The 18,001-nt window shown below is 73.8% G+C and carries 15 protein-coding genes; 8 read left to right on the top strand and 7 right to left on the bottom strand.

Annotated features, from left to right (window positions below):
- Positions 1–66: 66 nt before the first annotated feature.
- The 4 genes from RDI86_RS06560 to RDI86_RS06575 form a co-directional block, all read right to left on the bottom strand.
- Entirely contained in the window at positions 67–978 is a 912-nt protein-coding gene (locus tag RDI86_RS06560; RefSeq protein ID WP_308820989.1) for an LLM class flavin-dependent oxidoreductase, read from the bottom strand.
- A 108-nt stretch (positions 979–1,086) separates the two neighbouring features.
- Complete coding sequence (locus RDI86_RS06565; RefSeq protein WP_076405677.1) at positions 1,087–2,394, bottom strand: hemolysin family protein; 1,308 nt, start codon at positions 2,392–2,394, stop codon at positions 1,087–1,089.
- A 36-nt stretch (positions 2,395–2,430) separates the two neighbouring features.
- Entirely contained in the window at positions 2,431–3,417 is a 987-nt protein-coding gene (locus RDI86_RS06570; protein ID WP_076405820.1) for a DUF808 domain-containing protein, read from the bottom strand.
- Positions 3,418–3,612: 195 nt separating this feature from the next.
- Complete coding sequence (locus RDI86_RS06575; protein ID WP_171468758.1) at positions 3,613–6,117, bottom strand: class I tRNA ligase family protein; 2,505 nt, start codon at positions 6,115–6,117, stop codon at positions 3,613–3,615.
- Between the two features lie 379 nt (positions 6,118–6,496).
- On the opposite strand from RDI86_RS06575, the gene lpdA reads away from it, so the two are divergent.
- Positions 6,497–7,903 carry a dihydrolipoyl dehydrogenase gene (gene lpdA / locus RDI86_RS06580; protein WP_034654525.1) on the top strand — a complete coding sequence of 469 codons (1,407 nt, stop codon included), beginning with the start codon at positions 6,497–6,499 and terminating at the stop codon, positions 7,901–7,903.
- Positions 7,904–8,077: 174 nt separating this feature from the next.
- Here the strand turns inward: lpdA and RDI86_RS06585 are convergent, their stop codons facing one another.
- Together RDI86_RS06585 and RDI86_RS06590 are read right to left on the bottom strand one after the other, a co-directional pair.
- Positions 8,078–8,521 (bottom strand): MarR family winged helix-turn-helix transcriptional regulator, encoded by a 444-nt coding sequence (locus tag RDI86_RS06585; RefSeq protein WP_114552892.1) that lies wholly within the window; start codon positions 8,519–8,521, stop codon positions 8,078–8,080.
- On the bottom strand, positions 8,518–9,462 hold the full coding sequence (locus RDI86_RS06590; RefSeq protein ID WP_251176124.1) for an alpha/beta fold hydrolase: 945 nt from the start codon (positions 9,460–9,462) through the stop codon (positions 8,518–8,520). The genes RDI86_RS06585 and RDI86_RS06590 overlap by 4 nt, the downstream gene beginning before the upstream one ends.
- A gap of 237 nt (positions 9,463–9,699) precedes the next feature.
- On the opposite strand from RDI86_RS06590, the gene RDI86_RS06595 reads away from it, so the two are divergent.
- From RDI86_RS06595 to RDI86_RS06625, 7 genes are all read left to right on the top strand, one after another.
- Positions 9,700–10,590, top strand: a complete 891-nt coding sequence (locus tag RDI86_RS06595) for an SDR family oxidoreductase (protein ID WP_285845083.1) — start codon at positions 9,700–9,702, stop codon at positions 10,588–10,590.
- A 114-nt stretch (positions 10,591–10,704) separates the two neighbouring features.
- The gene (locus RDI86_RS06600; protein WP_021481137.1) at positions 10,705–11,745 is read left to right on the top strand and encodes an adenosine deaminase; all 1,041 of its coding nucleotides are present in this window, start codon (positions 10,705–10,707) and stop codon (positions 11,743–11,745) included.
- A 351-nt stretch (positions 11,746–12,096) separates the two neighbouring features.
- Entirely contained in the window at positions 12,097–13,413 is a 1,317-nt protein-coding gene (gene murA / locus RDI86_RS06605; protein WP_061266819.1) for a UDP-N-acetylglucosamine 1-carboxyvinyltransferase, read from the top strand.
- An 81-nt stretch (positions 13,414–13,494) separates the two neighbouring features.
- On the top strand, positions 13,495–14,775 hold the full coding sequence (locus RDI86_RS06610) for a sensor histidine kinase (RefSeq protein ID WP_308820990.1): 1,281 nt from the start codon (positions 13,495–13,497) through the stop codon (positions 14,773–14,775).
- Positions 14,772–15,377 (top strand): response regulator transcription factor, encoded by a 606-nt coding sequence (locus RDI86_RS06615; protein ID WP_061266816.1) that lies wholly within the window; start codon positions 14,772–14,774, stop codon positions 15,375–15,377. The genes RDI86_RS06610 and RDI86_RS06615 overlap by 4 nt, the downstream gene beginning before the upstream one ends.
- 31 nt (positions 15,378–15,408) lie before the next feature.
- Positions 15,409–16,134, top strand: a complete 726-nt coding sequence (locus RDI86_RS06620; RefSeq protein WP_251176125.1) for a lysophospholipid acyltransferase family protein — start codon at positions 15,409–15,411, stop codon at positions 16,132–16,134.
- Positions 16,131–17,156: an NAD(P)H-dependent glycerol-3-phosphate dehydrogenase gene (locus tag RDI86_RS06625; RefSeq protein WP_308820991.1), complete on the top strand. Its 1,026-nt coding sequence runs from the start codon at positions 16,131–16,133 to the stop codon at positions 17,154–17,156. The genes RDI86_RS06620 and RDI86_RS06625 overlap by 4 nt, the downstream gene beginning before the upstream one ends.
- Before the next feature lie 26 nt (positions 17,157–17,182).
- Here the strand turns inward: RDI86_RS06625 and RDI86_RS06630 are convergent, their stop codons facing one another.
- The gene (locus RDI86_RS06630) at positions 17,183–17,902 is read right to left on the bottom strand and encodes a hypothetical protein (RefSeq protein ID WP_206153646.1); all 720 of its coding nucleotides are present in this window, start codon (positions 17,900–17,902) and stop codon (positions 17,183–17,185) included.
- Positions 17,903–18,001: the final 99 nt, after the last annotated feature.

Genomic DNA, 18,001 nt, shown 5'->3' on the forward strand with positions numbered 1-18,001 from the left:
CCCGTGATCGTGTTGCCGACACACGTCGCGCGGCCGAGCCCGTGCGTCGCCTCGCCCCGTCCCTGCTCAGGGACGGGGCGGGCCTGCGTGGATCGCGGCGAGCAGCGACTCCGGGGTCGCGGTCTCGGGGTTCCAGCGGGACTCGACCCACCAGGTCGCTCCGGCGTCGGCGAGGCCGGCGAGCTGGTCGGCCGCCGCGGAGCGGTCCGCCGGGAGCTCGCCCTGGACGACGACGTCGAACGGCCGGTCCGCGTCGAGGCCCAGCTCGGCGCGGCGCGTGGTGAGCCACGCGACGAGGGCGGAGACGTCGTCGGGCGTGGGCACGTCGAAGCCGCGGTCGCCGCGGAGCTGGAGCACGATCCCGTCGGCGCGCAGGGTGCGGTCGAGCGAGCGCGCCGGCGGGCGCTCGGCGTCCCACACGCCGACCGGCCAGACCGGCACGTGGTGGCCGACGACGGCACGCTCGACCGGGCGCGGCAGGAACTGCATCTCCCCGGTCCGCACGTGGGTCCCCTCGAACGTGAACCGCTCGCCGGTCCACGCGCGGTCGAGGTAGGCGAGCGCGTCGTCGAGCAGCTCGGCGCGCTCGCGCAGCGACTGCGGTTGACCCGGCACGGCGGAGAAGCCGCCGTCGTCGAGCACGCCGACGCCGACCGGCAGCACGAGGCGGCCGCCCGACAGGTGGTCGACGGTCAGCGCCTGGCGCACGACCTCCCACGGCTTGCGGCGGGGGAGCGCGAAGACCATCGCGCCCAGCGTGATCCGCTCGGTCCGGACCGCCGCCGCGGCGAGCACCGCCCACGGGTCGAACGTGTCGACCGGCATGGACAGCAGGCTCAGCCCGTCCCACGAGAAGAACCCGTCCCAGCCGGCGTCCTCCGCCCCGACCGCCATCTCCAGCACCTGGGCGGCGGAGCCGAAGCTCCCGACCACCCCGACCTTGATCCCCGACCGTGTCTCCGTCGTCGCTGCGCTCATCCACCCGACGCTACGCGGCCCCACCCACACCGCTGAGTGCAGGAAAAAGTCGCGTCCGAGGTGCCGGGACGCGACTGTTTCCCGCACTCAGCGTCGTGCGCTCAGCGGTCAGGGGAGCGGGACGACGTCCACGCGCACGATGCGCCGCCGCGCGACGTCGGTCACCGTGAGCCGGTAGCCGTCCGCGTCGACGTGGTCGCCCACGAGGGCGAGGCGCCCGAGCTGCGCCAGGACGAAGCCGGCGACGGTCTCGTACGGGCCGTCGGGCAGCTCGACGCCCGTGCGGCGCGCGAACTCCTCGATCGTCTGTCCGGCGTCCACGCTCGTCGTCGCGCCGTGCTCGCGAGCGGGCGACGGCTCGTCGGCGTCGTACTCGTCACGGATGTCGCCCACGAGCTCCTCGACGAGGTCCTCGAGCGTGACGATCCCGTCGGTGCCGCCGTACTCGTCGACGACGACGGCGATGTGCACGCCCTCGCGCCGCATCTGCGACATCGCGGGCAGCACGGTGTTCGTCGCGGGCAGCGCGAGGATGGGCCGCACGACGTCGCGCACGGTGAGGGCGCGCCCCGTCGTCGGGTCCGTCGGCGGGTGGTCGGGGCAGTCCCGGCCGAGCAGGTCGCGCACGTGGAGGAAGCCGACGACGTCGTCGAAGTCGTCGCCCGTCACCGGGTAGCGCGAGTACGGGCCCGCCGCGACCGTCTGGGCGGCGTCCGCGAGGGGGGTGTCGGCCGCGAGGAACGCGACCTCGCCGCGCGGCGTCATCGCCTCGGCGAGCGAGCGGTCGCCCGCTGCGAACACGTCGTCGAGGATGCGGCGCTCGTCCTCGGGCAGCGACTCGTGCGCGAGCACGATCTCGCGCAGCTCCTCCTCGCTCATCTCCTCGCTGCGCGCCGAGGGGTCGCCGCCGAGCAGCCGCACGACGCCGTCGGTCGAGCGCGACAGCAGCCAGATGACGGGCCGCATGAGGGTCGCGAAGCGGTCCAGGGGAGGGGCGACGACGAGCGCGACGCCCGCCGAGCGCTGGAGCGCGATGCGCTTGGGCACGAGCTCGCCGAGCACCAGGGAGAGGTAGGCGATGACGAGCGTGAGCCCCACGAGCGCGACGGTGTCCGCGAGACCGCTCGACAGCCCCAGGTCCTCGAGCGCGGGCGCGAGATCCGGCGCGAGCGTCGACGCGCCGTACGCGGCCGAGAAGAAGCCCGCCACGGTGACGCCGATCTGCACCGCGGCGAGGAAGCGGTTGGGGTCGCGCGCGACCGCCGCGACCCGGGCGCCGCGCGCCGACTGCTTCTCGATGCGGGCGACCTGGCTCTCGCGCAGCGAGACGAGCGCGATCTCGGTCCCGGCGAAGACGCCGCCGACGAGGATGAAGAGCAGGACGAGGCCGATGTTGGTCCAGGTGCCGGAGTCCATGCCTCATCCAACCAGGCCACTCGGCCCGGCGTGGGCTCAGCCGGCGGTCGGGGCGGGGCCGTCCGGCGTCGTCGGCTCGGTCGCGGCGGGCTCGCCGTGCTTGCGGCGCGGGATCAGGTGCGCCACGAGGACCACGACGCCGCCGACCACGATCCCGACGACGGCGGAGCACGCCGTGTTGACGAGCCAGCCGAGGAACCCGCCCACGCCCGCGACGCCGGTCACGGCGTGCTCGAGGTGGTGCACGACGTCGTACGGGCCGTGCCAGCCGAGGTCGTACGTGCCCTGCAGCAGGATGTGGCCGCCCACCCAGAGCATCGCGACGATCCCGACGATCGAGATGACGGACATGACCTTCGGCATCGCGCTCACGAGCCCGCGCCCGAACGACTGGACCCAGGGCGTGTCGCGCTTCGCGAGGTGCAGGCCGATGTCGTCCATCTTCACGATGAGCGCCACGACCCCGTAGACGAGGACCGTGATGAGGATCGCGACGATCACGAGGATGATCAGACGCGACCAGAAGTTCTCGGAGGCGACCTCGTTGAGCGCGATGACCATGATCTCCGCGCTGAGGATGAAGTCGGTGCGGACCGCGCTCGACACCACCGAGTCCTCGTCGACCGCCTTCTTCTCGGTCTTCGTCTCGACCTCGGCGTGGTGCCGCCCCGAGACGAGCTCCCACACCTTCTCGGCGCCCTCGAACGCGAGGTACGTGCCGCCGAGCATGAGCAGCGGTGTGAGCAGATCGGGAAGGAACTGGCTCAGGAGCAGGATCGCCGGGAGGATGAACAGCAGCTTGTTGCGCAGCGACCCGGTCGCGATCCGCTTGACGACGGGCAGCTCGCGCTTGGCGGCCAGGCCCTCGACGTAGCGGGGCGTGACGGCGGTGTCGTCGATGACGACGCCCGTCGCCTTCGCGCTCGCACGCCCGGCGGCCGCGCCGACGTCGTCGATCGAGGCGGCCGCGAGCTTGGCGAACGCGGCGATGTCGTCCAGGAGGGCAGCGAGTCCGAAGGCCATGGGTGGGTGCTCCGTGCGCCGGCCCGTGTCGCCGCGCACGGGCCCGCTGGTCGAGTGGACGCGGCCGCAGCATCGTAGCGACTCCGCCCCCACCACGCGTCGCAGGACCGCACCCGCCGGCACCGGGGCGCCGAGCACGGGACCGGCGACCGGATCGAGGCGATTCCGGTCGCCCACCCCGTGCTCGGCGGCGGCTCACGTGACTGCCGGGTCGTCCGTGGAGGGGCGGGTCACCACGTTCACCAGGTGCGGCGGGCGGACGACGACGCGCACGACGTGCCGCCCGGCCGTCGCCCGGGCGGCACCCGCGGTCGCGAGCGCGAGGTCGTGCAGCGTCCGCTCGTCGACGTCCGCAGCCACCCGCACCCGGTCGCGCACCTTCCCGTCGACCTGGACGGCCGCCACGACCTCGTCGACGACGAGCAGCGCCGGGTCGACGGTCGGCCAGTCGGCCTCGGTCACCGACGGCTCGCGCCCGAGGCGGTGCCACGCCTCCTCCGCCGTGTGCGGCGCGACCAGGCTCAGCAGCACGACGGCGGCCTCGACGGCCTCGCGCACGGCGGCGGCGTGCGCGCCGGCCTTTTCGTCGGACGCCGGCCCGGTGTCGGTGGCGCGCCGCGCGGCGCTCGCGAGCTCCATGACGCGCGCGACGACGACGTTGAACCGGCTCCGGTCGAGCAGGTCCTCCGCCTCGTGCACGGTCCGGTGCGTGGCCCGGCGCAGCGCGTGAGCCCGCGACCCGGGCACGACGGCGCCCAGCACCTCGGGGCCGGTCGCCCGCGGCCCGGCGGCCGGTCCGACGGCGTCCGCGAGCCGCAGCACGCGCGCGCAGAACCGCCGCATCGCGCTCGCGTCGACGTCGGCCCAGTCGACGTCGTCCTCCGGCGGCCCCGCGAACACCAGGGCGAGGCGGACCGCGTCGGCACCGTGCCGGTCGAGCTGCTCGCCGAGGTCGACGCCGTTCCCGAGCGACTTGCTCATGGCCCGCCCGCCGTTGCGCACCTGACCCTGGTTGAGCAGGGTCGCGAAGGGCTCGACGACGTCCACCCAGCCCTCGTCGTGCAGGAACTTCGTGACGAACCGGCTGTACAGCAGGTGCAGGATCGCGTGCTCGACGCCGCCCACGTACTGCGCCGCGGGCATCCACCGACGCGCGTCCTCGGGGCGGAACGGGACGTCGTCGGGCGGGCTGTCGTCGCCCGGCGAGCAGTACCGCAGGAAGTACCACGACGAGTCGACGAACGTGTCGAGCGTGTCCGGGTCGCGCTCGGCGTCGGCGCCGCACCGGGGGCACGGCACGCGCCGCCACGCCTCGGCGGCGGGGGCGGCCAGCGGCGAGCGGCCCCGAGGGAGGAGGTCGTCGCCGGCCAGGTCGGGGAGCCGGACGGGCAGGTCGTCGTCCGGGACGGGCACGACGCCGCACCCCGGGCAGTGCACGACCGGGACGGGTGCGCCCCAGTAGCGCTGCCGCGAGACCAGCCAGTCGCGCAGCCGGTACGACGTCGCACGCTCGCCCGTGCCGTCGTCCTCCAGGCGGGCGATCGCCTCCTCCACGCCCGGCCACGTCTCGCCCGACCCCGTCGGCAGGCCGTGGGCGGCGGCGAAGCGCGCGTCGCGGTCGTCGTGCGCGGGCACGCCCATGACCGCTCCCGTCCCGTAGTGGGGCAGCACATGGTCGGCGGCCCAGACCGGCAGCCGCTCGTCGCTGCCGGGGCGGCGGACCCAGGCGCCCAGGAACGTCCCGGCGCTCGGGCGCTGCGCGCTCGTCCGCTCGATCTCCCCGGACGCCAGCGCGGTCTCCCGGTGCCGGGCGAGCGCCTCCGCGCGCTCCGGTGCGCACAGTGCCGCAGCGAGCGGCCCGTCCGGCGCGACCGCGACGAACGTCGCGCCGGGCAGGGTGTCGGGACGCGTCGTGAAGACCTCGACGTGCTCGGGCCGCGAGGCGGCCCCGGGCGCGGCGCTCGCGGGGGCGTGGGGGGCGTCGTCGGGCACGACGGGGAAGCGCACGCGCGCCCCGGCGCTGCGCCCGATCCAGTTCCGCTGCATCGTCAGCACGCGTGCGGGCCACGCGTCCTCGAGCGCCTCCATGTCGTCGAGCAGGCGGTCCGCGTACGCGGTGACGCGCACGAACCACTGCGTGAGCTCGCGGTGCACGACGGCGGCCCCGCACCGCTCGCACCGACCGCCCACGACCTGCTCGTTCGCGAGCACGGTCCGGTCGACCGGGCACCAGTTCACCGACGCCGTCGCGCGGTAGGCGAGGCCGCGCTCCAGCAGCCGCAGGAACAGCCACTGCGTCCAGCGGTAGTACTCCGGTCGGTGGGTCTCCAGGCGGCGCGACCAGTCGAACGACACCCCGTACCGGCGCGCGGTGGCGGCCTGCGTCGCGATGTTCGTCTCGGTGAAGACGGCGGGGTTCTCGCCGCGGCGGATCGCCGCGTTCTCGGCGGGCAGCCCGAACGAGTCCCAGCCGATCGGGTTGAGGACGTCGTACCCGCGCAGGCGCCAGTACCGCGCGACGACGTCCTCCAGCGCGAACACTTCGGCATGACCCATGTGCAGGTCGCCTGAAGGGTAGGGAAACATCGTCAGCAGGTACCTGCGGGGGCGCGAGCCGTCGTCGCGCGCGCGGAACGTGCCGTGCTCGGCCCAGTACTGCTGCCAGCGGTCCTCGATCTCTCGCGACGACGCGCCGAGCATGCGGCTGTCGCCCGAGCTCGGCTCGACATGGTCGACACCCGCATGGTCGGCGGGGACGATCGGGACAGTGGGGACAGAAGGGTGGGGTGGGGGTGCGGCGTGCATCGGGAGGGCTCCTCGAGAGGTGGGCTCGTCGTCGGGCACTCGCCGTGCGGCCCCTCGGGGACGCGCAGGCACCGCCGCGCTGAGCGTGCCCGCCCGGCGGGCTCAGCGCGGCCGACGAAGGAGGAGCCGCAGGTGTCGCATCCCGGCCATCGTCGCCCGGGCGCCGACGCGCGGTCAACACCGGGACGGCCCAGGACCGGGGCGGGGCCGGGTGTGGCGGACGTCGCGCACGCGGGCGCGCCACGGCCGATGCTGCGCCAGTAGGCTTGAGGCCATGGCATCCCACTACGACGTCGTCGTCCTCGGTGCAGGTCCCGGTGGTTACGTGGCCGCGATCCGTGCAGCCCAGCTGGGCCTGTCGGTCGCGGTCGTGGAGGAGAAGTACTGGGGTGGGGTGTGCCTCAACGTGGGCTGCATCCCGTCCAAGGCGCTCCTGCGCAACGCCGAGCTCGCGCACATCTTCCAGCACGACGCGAAGACCTTCGGCATCTCCGGAGAGGTCAGCTTCGACTTCGGCGCGGCGTTCGACCGCTCGCGCACCGTCGCGGAGGGGCGCGTCAAGGGCGTGCACTTCCTCATGAAGAAGAACAAGATCACCGAGTACGACGGCCGCGGCACGTTCCGCGACGCGCACACGCTCGACGTGAAGCTCGCCGACGGCTCGACCGACCAGGTGACGTTCGACAACGTCATCATCGCGACCGGCTCGAAGGTACGCCTGCTCCCGGGCGTCGAGCTGTCCGAGAACGTCGTCACGTACGAGAAGCAGATCCTCACGCGCGACCTGCCCCGCTCGATCGCCATCGTCGGCGCGGGCGCGATCGGCATGGAGTTCGCCTACGTCCTCAAGAACTACGGCGTGGACGTGACGATCATCGAGTTCCTCGACCGCGCGCTGCCCAACGAGGACGCCGACGTGTCGAAGGAGATCGCCAAGCAGTACAAGAAGCTCGGCGTCAACCTGCTCACCTCGACCGCCGTCCAGACGGTCAAGGACAACGGCGCCGACGGCGTCACCGTCAGCTACAAGGGCGTCAAGGACGACAAGCCGGGCGAGCTCGTCGTCGACAAGGTCCTCATGGCCGTCGGCTTCGCGCCCAACGTCGAGGGCTTCGGCCTGGAGAACACCGGCGTCCAGCTCACCGAGCGCGGTGCCATCGCGATCGACGACGTCATGCGCACCAACGTCGAGCACATCTACGCGATCGGCGACGTCACCGCGAAGCTCATGCTCGCGCACGTCGCGGAGGCGCAGGGTGTCGTCGCGGCGGAGACCATCGGCGGCGCCGAGACGCTCACGCTCGGCGACTACCGCATGATGCCGCGCGCGACGTTCTGCCAGCCGCAGGTCGCGAGCTTCGGCCTCACCGAGCAGCAGGCGCGCGACGAGGGCTACCAGGTCAAGGTCGCGACCTTCCCGTTCATGGCGAACGGCAAGGCGCACGGCCTCGGCGACCCGGTCGGCTTCGTCAAGCTCATCTCCGACGAGACCTACGGCGAGCTCCTCGGCGGCCACCTCATCGGCCCCGACGTCTCCGAGATGCTGCCCGAGCTCACGCTCGCGCAGAAGTGGGACCTCACGGTCAACGAGGTGGCGCGCAACGTGCACACCCACCCGACGCTGTCCGAGGCCGTCCAGGAGTCGATCCACGGCCTCGCGGGGCACATGATCAACTTCTGACCCGTCAGACGCGGTCGCCCGCGCGGGCGACCACCCGAGCCGAGGCCCGGACCTGCTTGTCTCAGGTCCGGGCCTCGTGCTGTCCGGCGGGCGTGCTGCGCCTGGGGACGAACGTGCCCCCCGCGCGCCCTCGCCGGGGAGGCGGACGGTCCGCCGGGCGATCCGCCGGTGCCGCTAGGCGAGCGTCCGCGTCACGTGCTCGAGCCATCGGGCGACGGTGACCAGCTCGTCGGGGGTGAAGCCCTCGGTGAGGCGGTCGTTCAGCTCGGCGAGCGCGGCGCGGACGTCGTCGAGCGCCGCGGTGCCGGTGGGCGTGAGGTCCAGGCGGACGGTGCGGCGGTCGTCGGGGTCGGGGCGACGGCGCACGAGGTCCGCGCGCTCCATGCGGGCGAGCAGTCCGCTGGTGCCGGCGGGGGAGGCCTGCAGCGCGGCCGTCACCTCGCCGATCGTCGCGCCGGGGTGGGTGGCGAGGTGCAGCAGCACACCGGCGGCGGCGGCCCCGAGTCCCGGGCCGCCGTCCCCGGTCGTGCGCGCGCTGCCGCGGCGCGCGATCCAGCGCCGCATCTGGCGCTCCGCCGCGGTGGTGAGGAACACCAGCCGCGGCGGGCGGCCCGTCATCGTCGCGGCTTCCTGGCGGGGAAGTGGACGTTCCCGTCCTGCTGCGACGGGGCGGCCGCGGCGCGCGCGTCGAGCCAGGCGAGGAGCTCGGGCCAGAGCGTGTCGCGCAGGCCGCGGCGGAAGAAGCCCATGTGGCCGATCGCCTCCACGCCGCCGTCGGCGGGGCTCCAGGTGCGGCGCTCGACGTGGGCGGCCGTGAGGCGGTCGGTGATCGCGTCGATCTGCGCGGGGGTGGCCCACGGGTCGTCGGTGAACCCGACGGCGAGGACGTCGCCCGTGACGCGTGCCGCGTCCGCGGCGGCGCGCATGGTCGGGTCGTCGAAGAAGTAGCCCGGCATGGTCGACCAGCGACTCCACTCGAGCATCGCGGCGGCGGGCATGTCCTCCCCGAGGCTCAGACGACGGCCGGGGACGTGGCCGAGCACCCGGGCCGTCGCGGGGCCGAGCGCCCGCAGGATCAGTCGGACGCGCGCTCGCTCGGCGCGGTCGGGGATCGCGGACGTCGCGGCGACGTGGGACGCGACCGTGACGAACCCGGCCAGGCCCCGTGAGCCCTTGCCGAGCGCGAGCGCGTGCCCGCCGATGCTGTGCCCGACGGCGAGCTGGGGCACGTCGCCGAACCGCGGGCGGGCCCACGCGGCGACCGCGGGGACGTCGTCGGCCATCCAGTCGCGCATGCGCAGGCCGCGGTGGTCGCGGGGGCTGCCGGACCGGCCCGTGCCGCGGTAGTCGTAGGTGACGGCGACATACCCATGAGTGGCGAGGAACTCCGCGAACCCCGTGTACAGGCGCTCGGGGACCGCCGTCGCGGGATGGATCACCACGACACCGCGGGGGGACTCCTCGGCGGGCTTGCGCACCGTGCCGACGACCCAGCCGCCCGCCGGGATCTGGATCCGCAGCTCGTCGGAGCCCACCGTCGCCGGGCTGTCGTTTCGCATGCGAAGTACCTTAGCGGGCTCCGTGGGTGAGGTCGTGCGTGCGCTGACGCGGCGCGAGCGAGAGGTGCACGAGCAGCTCGCGGCCGGGCTCTGCAGGCCGTCGGGCTCGCGTACCGCGTGGGTCCGGTCTCGGCGGACCAGGGCGCTCGTCGTCGGCGCACGGGGCGGGCGCGCTGCGAGCGCGCGCGGACGCCCCCATGCTGGACGTTCCGCCGAACGACGACAGGGGAGTTGCTCATGTCCGACCAGACCACGCCGCAGGACCCCACGACGCAGCAGCCGCAGCCGGAGCAGCCCGCGGACCAGCTCCAGCCGCCGGGACGCACGGGCGACATGTCGCAGGAGCCGGACCACGGGGAGACCACCTACCGGGGGTCGGGCCGGCTCGACGGGAAGCGGGCGCTGATCACCGGCGGCGACTCGGGCATCGGCCGGGCGGTCGCGATCGCGTTCGCGCGCGAGGGCGCGGACGTCGCGATCTCGTACCTCCCGGAAGAGGAGGAGGACGCCCGCACGACGGCCCGGTGGATCGAGGACGCGGGCCGCACGGCCGTGCTGCTGCCGGGCGACATCCGCGACGAGGCGTTCTGCCGGCAGCTCGTCGCGGACGCCGTCGCGGGCCTCGGCGGGCTCGACGTGCTGGTGAACAACGCCGCGTACCAGATGGCGCAGGACGACGGGCTGCGGGGGATCACGACCGAGCAGCTCGACCGGGTCCTCAAGACGAACGTCTACGCGCTGTTCTGGATCACGCAGGCGGCGCTCGACCACCTGCCCAGCGGCGGCGCGATCATCAACACGACCTCCGTCCAGGCGTTCGACCCGAGCCCTCCGCTGCTCGACTACGCCAGCACCAAGGCGGCGATCCTCAACTTCACCAAGGGGCTGGCGCAGCAGCTCGCGCCCGAGGGCATCCGCGTCAACGCCGTGGCGCCCGGGCCGATCTGGACGCCGCTCATCCCGGCCACGATGCCGGAGGAGAAGGTCGAGCAGTTCGGTGCCGACACGCCGCTCGGCCGCGCCGGGCAGCCGGCCGAGCTCGCGCCGGCGTACGTGTTCTTCGCCTCGCAGGAGTCGAGCTACATCACCGGTGACCGCATCGGCGTGACCGGAGGTCGGCTGCTCTGACGGGTTCTCCCGTCCCCCGGCGCACACGAGGCGGCGGCCACCCACCCGGGTGCGCCGCCGTCGTCGTGCACGGGAGAAGATGGTCCCGGGGGACACCGACCGAGAAGGAGACCCATGCCCGCGCCCACGACGCCCACCCGCGAGTTCGTCACCGGCCTGCCGAAGGCCGAGCTGCACCTGCACCTGGAGGGCACGCTCGAGCCCGACCTCAAGCTGCGCCTCGCGCAGCGCAACGGCATCGACATCGGCCAGTCGACGGTCGAGGAGGTGCGCGCGACGTACGCGTTCGACTCCCTGACGAGCTTCCTCGCCGTGTACTACCCGGCGATGGAGGTGCTGCAGACCGCGGACGACTTCTACGAGCTCGCCGACGCCTACCTCGCTCGCGCGGCGGCGGACGGCGTGAAGCACGCCGAGATGTTCTTCGACCCGCAGGCGCACACGTCGCGCGGCGTGCCGTTCGAGGCGGTCGTGACCGGGTACCACCGCGCCGCGGCCGAGGCGCCGAGCAAGCACGGCATCGACGCGCACCTCATCCTGTGCTTCCTGCGCGACCACTCCGCGCAGAGCGCGGCCGAGACGCTCGAGGCGTCGGTGCCGTTCCGCGACAAGATCCTGGGCGTCGGGCTCGACTCCGACGAGCGCGACAACCCGCCGCAGAAGTTCGCGGACGTGTTCGCGCGCGCCCGCGAGCTCGGGTACCGGCTGACGATGCACTGCGACATCGACCAGGTCGGCAGCATCGACAACATCCGGACCGTGCTCGACGAGATCGGCGTGGACCGGGTGGACCACGGCACGAACGTCGTGGAGGACCCGGCGCTCGTCGACGTCGTGCGCGAGCGCGGGCTGGGCCTCACGACGTGCCCGATCTCGAACTCGTTCGTCACCGACGACATGAAGGCGACCGAGATCGCCGGCCTGCTGCGCTCGGGCGTGCGCGTCACCGTGAACTCCGACGACCCGGCGTACTTCGGCGGCTACGTCGCGGAGAACTACGTCGCGCTCGCAGAGGCGGCGGGCCTCACGACGGAGGAGGTCGTGCAGCTCGCGAGGAACTCGTTCGAGGCGTCGTGGCTCGGCGACTCGCAGCGCGCGGCCTACCTCGCCGAGATCGACCGGTACGTCGCCGCGTTCGACGCTAACGCCGTCTGACCCGGCCACCCACCCCGCCGAGGTAGAGCCCCGGTCCGCCGAGGTAGAGGCGTGGTCACGACCACGGCTCTACCTCGCGGGACCGGGGCTCTACCTCGCGCGATCGAGGCTCTGTCTCGCGGTTCTGGGCGCTCGTCCCGCGCGGACGTACCGGGGAGTAACGTGTCGGGGACGGCCGCCGCCGTCCGTTCGGCGGCGAGCACCCCCGCAGGGGGTGAATAATCTCCGGGTGCCGCACGTTGGCACGCACGGGACCCGCGCGCGCGGAACGGCCGTCCGCGGCCCCGCACGCGGGCCCCTGCCCGCAGGGGCACCACGACCACCGGCTTGGCGAGAGGGCGACCAGAGCTCATGAAGGATGTGCTGTACGTCGACGGCGGGACCCCGCTGGACGGGACGATCACCGTGCGCGGCGCGAAGAACTTCGTGTCGAAGGCGATGGTGGCGTCGTTGCTGGGGGAGTCGCCGAGCGTGCTGCGCAACGTGCCGCAGATCCGCGACGTCGGCGTCGTGACGGGGCTGCTGGAGCTGCACGGCGTCACCGTGAAGTCCGACCCGGACGCAGGGATCCTCGACCTGGACCCGTCGAACGTCGAGTCGGCGCACGTCGCGGACATCGACGCGCACGCGGGCTCGAGCCGCATCCCCATCCTGTTCTGCGGCCCGCTGCTGCACCGTCTCGGTGAGGCGTTCATCCCGGACCTGGGCGGCTGCCGGATCGGCGACCGTCCGATCAACTACCACCTGGACATCCTGCGCCAGTTCGGCGCGGTGGTGGACAAGCGGGAGAACGGAATCCACATCCGTGCCCCGCGTCGCCTCCAGGGCACGAAGATCGCGCTGCCGTACCCGTCGGTGGGCGCGACCGAGCAGCTCCTGCTGACGGCCGTGCGCGCCGAGGGCATCACGGAGCTCGCGAACGCCGCGATCGAGCCCGAGATCATGGACCTCATCGCGGTGCTCCAGAAGATGGGCGCGATCATCTCGGTCGACACCGACCGCGTGATCCGCATCGAGGGCGTCGACCGCCTCGACGGCTACACGCACACCGCGCTCGGCGACCGCATCGAGGCGGCCTCGTGGGCGTCGGCCGCGCTGGCGACGGGCGGCGACATCACCGTCAAGGGCGCGACGCAGCCCGAGATGATGATGTTCCTCAACACGTTCCGGAAGGTCGGCGGCCGGTTCGACGTCCAGGACGACGGCATCCGGTTCTGGCACCCGGGCGGCGACCTGTCGCCGATCGTGCTCGAGACGGACGTGCACCCGGGCTTCATGACGGACTGGCAGCAGCCGCTCGTCGTGGCGCTCACCCAGGCCAAGGGGCTGTCGATCGTGCACGAGACGGTCTACGAGAACCGCTTCGGCTTCACGGACGCGCTGCGCGGCATGGGCGCGACCATCCAGGTCTACAAGGAGTGCCTGGGCGGGCGCGACTGCCGGTTCGGGCAGCGCAACTTCCACCACTCCGCGGTCATCTCGGGCCCGACGCCGCTCGCCGCTGCCGACATCGAGGTGCCCGACCTGCGCGGCGGCTTCTCCCACCTCATCGCCGCGCTCGCCGCGAAGGGCACGTCGACCGTGCGCGGCATCAGCCTCATCGACCGCGGCTACGAGAACTTCCAGGACAAGCTGGTCGCGCTCGGTGCGGACGTCCGCCGGGACTGAGCCGTCCACGGGTGCCCGGGGCACCCACCTCATGACGACTGTCACGGCCTCGCACGCGGTCCGCGTGCGAGGCTGGTCGTCGTGATCACCCGACCGCGCACGTTCCTCGACGTGTGGAGCCGGCGGACCGGCCCCGAACGGTTCGACTCCTACACCCGATGGTCGCTCTACTTCCTCTCGGGGACCGAGCCCCTCATCGCGCTCGCCCTCATCGGGAGCGATCCGACGTTCGACCCGTCGGTGACGCGGTTCTGGCTGGCGCTCGTCCTCGTGCACACGGTCGTCTGCATCCTCGCGCTGCGCGCCGGGATCGGGCACTTCCTCGGCGGACGCCGCGTCCACCCGGTGCTGCTCGTCCTCCTCGGGGTCCTCTCGCTCGCGGTCGCCGCGCTCGCCGTCGGCACCTTCCCCGTGGACGGGGTCGACGACGTCGCCGCGAGCAGTCGCTACTACGGGCTGCTCCTGGGCCTCGGCTACGGGGTGCTGGCGCTCGTCCCCCTGCTCACGTTCCGGCGGGTCGCCCTCGTCGCGCTGGTCCTCGCCGTCGTCACCGGGTGCTCCGTGTGGATGGGCACCGGGCCCGTGACGGCGCGGACGGCGGGCATCGCGGTGGGCCTCGGCCTCTCGGCCCTGGTCATGCTGCTCGGCGTCTTCGGCTCGTACCGCGCCTCGGTCTGGATGCTCGGCGTCGTGTGGGAGCAGGAGCGCACGCGCGTGCTCCACGCCCGCCTCGCCGTCGCCGAGGAGCGGCTGCGGTTCTCGCGCGACCTGCACGACGTCTTCGGGCGCACCCTGTCCGTGGTCGCCGTGAAGAGCGAGCTCGCGGCGGAGCTCGCGGCCCGCGGCCGCCCCGGCGCCGAGGAGCAGATGCTCGAGGTCCGCCGCATCGCGCAGGACGCGCTGCGCGAGGTGCGCGCCGTCGTCGCGGGCTACCGCACGGCCGACCTCGGTGCCGAGCTGGCCGGGGCGCGGTCCGTCCTGCGGTCCGCCGGGATCGAGACGACCGTGCACGGCGACGAGACCCCCGTGGGCGAGGACGCGCAGGAGGCGCTCGCGTGGGCGGTCCGGGAGGCCGTGACGAACGTCGTGCGGCACTCGACCGCGCGCACGTGCACCATCACGGTCCACCGCGACGGGGCGTCGAGCGTCGTGGAGGTCGTCAACGACGGCGTCCCGACGACGCCGCGCACCGGCGGCGGGTCGGGCCTCGTCGGGCTCCGCGAACGCCTGGAGGGCGCCGGCGGTCGCCTCGAGACGTGGGTCGACGACGGCCGCTTCGGGCTCGTGGCCCGCGTGCCCGACGCCGCCCGTCCCCACCGCGCGTCCCCGTCCCCGCTCCCCGAGAGGACCACCCCGGCGTGATCCGCATCCTGCTCGCCGACGACGAGAACCTCATCCGCGACGCCGTCGCGTCGCTCCTCGCGCTCGAGGACGACCTCGAGGTCGTGGCGCAGGCGGCGTCCGGCCCCGAGGCCGTCGCGGCCGCGCTCAAGCTCCGGCCCGACGTCGCCGTGCTCGACCTCCAGATGCCGGGCCTCGACGGCGTCGAGGTCGCGCAGCGGCTCGCCGGCGAGCTGCCGTCGTGCGGCGTCGTCATCGTCACGAGCCACGGTCGCCCGGGCTACCTCAAGCGCGCGCTCGAGGCGGGCGCGCGGGGCTTCCTGCCGAAGACCGTCTCGGCGCGCGTCCTCGCGGACGTCGTGCGCCAGGTGCGCGACGGCGGCCGGTACGTGGACCCGGAGCTCGCCGCGGAGGCGATCGCCGCGGGCGCGAGCCCGCTCACGCCGCGCGAGGCCGACGTGCTCGAGCTCGCGGCCGACGGCGCCCCCGTCGAGGAGATCGCGACGCGCGCCCACCTCGCGCCCGGCACGGTGCGCAACTACCTCTCGTCCGCAGCGGCCAAGCTGGGCGCCGCGAACCGGCACGAGGCCGCGCACGCCGCGCGACGGCACGGCTGGATCTGAGGGCGGGCTCCGCCCGGTAGGCTCGGTGACCGTGCCGAGCCAGCCCCAGACCCCGCGCGCGTACAAGACTTTGGCGTTCGTGCTGCGCCCGATCCTGTTCGCGATCACCCGACGCGACTGGCGGGGTGCCGAGAACCTGCCCGACGGCGGGTTCATCGCCGCGGCGAACCACGTCACCGAGGTCGACCCGGTGACGCTCGCCCACTTCCTCTACGACCAGGGCCGTGCCCCCAAGATCACGGCGAAGGCGTCGCTCTGGAAGGTGCCCGTGCTCGGCGGTCTCCTCACCCGCACCGGGATGATCCCCGTGCACCGCGGCACCGCGGGCGCCGCGCAGTCGCTCGTGGACTCCACCGCGCGGCTCCACGAGGGCGAGTGCGTCGTGTTCTTCCCCGAGGGCACGCTCACGCGCGACCCGGACGGCTGGCCCATGGTGGGCAAGACCGGCGTCGCGCGCCTCGCGCTCGCGAGCCGGGCGCCCGTCGTCCCCATCGCCCAGTGGGGCGCGCACCGGCTCCTCGCGCCGTACGGCAAGGTGTTCAAGCCGATCCCGCCCAAGCAGGTCGCGGTGCACGCGGGCCCGCCCGTCGACCTCTCCGACCTCTACGACCGCCCGCAGGACACCGCGACGCTGCGCGAGGCGACCGAGCGCATCATGGCCGCGATCACGAGCCAGCTCGAGGAGATCCGCGGCGAGAAGGCTCCCGCCGAGCGGTTCGACCTGCGCCGTCGGCCCGGGACGGAGGACCGCGCGTGAGCGCCGAGCGGATCGTCGCCGCCGTCCTCGGGTCGGGCAGCTGGGGCACCACGTTCGCCGCCGTCCTGGCCGACGCCGGGTGCGAGGTGCGTCTCTGGGGCCGCGACGCCGAGGTCGCCGAGCAGGTGAACGCCTCGCGCCGCAACGAGAAGCGGCTGCCGGGCATCGACCTCCCCGACGGGATCCGCGCCACGACCGACGCGGCCGAGGCGCTCGCGGGCGCCGGGCTCGTCGTCGTCGCGGTGCCCTCCCAGGTCGCGCGCGAGACGCTCACCGAGCTCCGCCCGCACGTGGCGCCCGACGCCGTCGCGGTGTCCCTCATGAAGGGCGTCGAGCTGAGCACCGACCGGCGCATGAGCGAGGTCGTCGCGGAGTCGCTCGGCCTGGCTCCCGAGCGCGTCGCCGTGATCTCGGGGCCGAACCTCGCGCGCGAGATCGCGCACCGGCAGCCGACGGCGACCGTCGTGTCGTGCGCCGACGACGACGTGGCACGCTACGTGGCGCGCGCGTGCTCGTCGTCGTACTTCCGCCCGTACACCAATCGGGACGTGGTCGGCGTCGAGCTGTGCGGCGCGGTGAAGAACGTCATCGCGCTCGCCGTGGGCATCGCCCAGGGCCGCGGGTTCGGCTACAACACCACCGCCACCGTCATCACGCGCGGCCTGGTCGAGATCACGCGCCTCGGGCTCGCGCTCGGGGCGGACGCGGAGACGTTCCCCGGGCTCGCGGGGATGGGCGACCTCGTCGCGACGTGCTCGTCGCCGCTCTCGCGCAACCACACGCTCGGCAAGCACATCGGCCAGGGCCTGAGCCTCGACGACGCGATCGCCGCGACCGGCGGCACGGCGGAGGGCGTGAAGTCGTGCCGCTCGGTGCTCGAGCTCGCGCGCAAGGTCGGTGTCGACATGCCCATCACGGCCGGGGTCGTCGCGGTGCTCCACGAGGGCATGCCCGTCGACGAGATGGCGCGCGGCCTGCTGTCGCGGCCGCAGAAGGCCGAGGGCGTCTCGGCGGAGCGCTGAGGCCCTCGGCCTGCCGAGTGGGGCCGTCAGCCGTCGTCGCGGACGTCGACGACGACGCGGGTCGGGTCCTCGAGCGAGAACACCCGGAACGGGCGCCGCTCGTCGTCGACCCCAACGAACGCCTGCGTGTACCCCTCGAACACGCCGCGCAGCAGCACCTCCTCGACCTCGCCGTCGTCCCCGGCCCGGACGGGGTTGGGGCCCGCGTACTCCTCGACCCCGGTGTCCATGGGGTACCCCGAGCCGGAGATCATGACCTGCAGATAGGCGTCGCCGTCGACCGCGACGACGTCACCCTTGCCGTCGTCCGTCGGCTGGTCCACGTACTCGACCCGCCACCCGGGCGTCCCCGTGCCGCCGAGCTCGAAGACGACCCGGTCGAACCCGTCGTGGTGCCCGACCCGGACGTCCGTCACCGTGAGCGCGGCGTCCGCGGACGGGTCCTGCGTGTCCGGCTCGGTGTTCGCGGGGAACGGCAGCGGTGCCTCCGTCGCGTCGTCCGACGGCGTGGACGCGCCGTCGGACGGCTCGGCGCCGGGCTCCGGGGTGGTGCTCGGGGAGTCGGTGGGGCTGGGCGACGCGCTCGTCGCGGTGCTCGACGGCGAGGGCGACTCGTCCGACCCGCCCGGGCTGCACGCCGCGAGGGCGAGGACGAGGACCGCGCCGGCGACGGCGGCCGGTCCTCCGGGCACCGCGCGGCCCGTCGGTCGTGCCTGCCGCGTCCGCACCGCTCGTCGTGTCGTCATGCCGTCGATCCTAGAAAGCCCAGGTCACGCGCGCGCGGCGGGCGGGCCACGGTCCGGCGACGGTCGTGTCACAGCCCGGTCTCGGGGACCGTGCACCCT

This window comes from Cellulosimicrobium sp. XJ-DQ-B-000 (assembly GCF_031119065.1).
In the GTDB taxonomy this organism is placed as follows: Bacteria; Actinomycetota; Actinomycetes; order Actinomycetales; family Cellulomonadaceae; genus Cellulosimicrobium; species Cellulosimicrobium funkei.

Bases quoted from the DNA above. Each gene is read 5' to 3' on its own strand.
- RDI86_RS06585 (WP_114552892.1), bottom strand. From the start codon at position 8,521: ATGACGGGCCGCCCGCCGCGGCTGGTGTTCCTCACCACCGCGGCGGAG.
- RDI86_RS06575 (WP_171468758.1), bottom strand. From the start codon at position 6,117: ATGCTCGGCGCGTCGTCGCGAGAGATCGAGGACCGCTGGCAGCAGTAC.
- RDI86_RS06570 (WP_076405820.1), bottom strand. From the start codon at position 3,417: ATGGCCTTCGGACTCGCTGCCCTCCTGGACGACATCGCCGCGTTCGCC.
- RDI86_RS06565 (WP_076405677.1), bottom strand. From the start codon at position 2,394: ATGGACTCCGGCACCTGGACCAACATCGGCCTCGTCCTGCTCTTCATC.
- RDI86_RS06630 (WP_206153646.1), bottom strand. From the start codon at position 17,902: ATGACGACACGACGAGCGGTGCGGACGCGGCAGGCACGACCGACGGGC.
- lpdA (WP_034654525.1), top strand. From the start codon at position 6,497: ATGGCATCCCACTACGACGTCGTCGTCCTCGGTGCAGGTCCCGGTGGT.
- RDI86_RS06560 (WP_308820989.1), bottom strand. From the start codon at position 978: ATGAGCGCAGCGACGACGGAGACACGGTCGGGGATCAAGGTCGGGGTG.
- RDI86_RS06590 (WP_251176124.1), bottom strand. From the start codon at position 9,462: ATGCGAAACGACAGCCCGGCGACGGTGGGCTCCGACGAGCTGCGGATC.
- murA (WP_061266819.1), top strand. From the start codon at position 12,097: ATGAAGGATGTGCTGTACGTCGACGGCGGGACCCCGCTGGACGGGACG.
- RDI86_RS06600 (WP_021481137.1), top strand. From the start codon at position 10,705: ATGCCCGCGCCCACGACGCCCACCCGCGAGTTCGTCACCGGCCTGCCG.
- RDI86_RS06595 (WP_285845083.1), top strand. From the start codon at position 9,700: ATGTCCGACCAGACCACGCCGCAGGACCCCACGACGCAGCAGCCGCAG.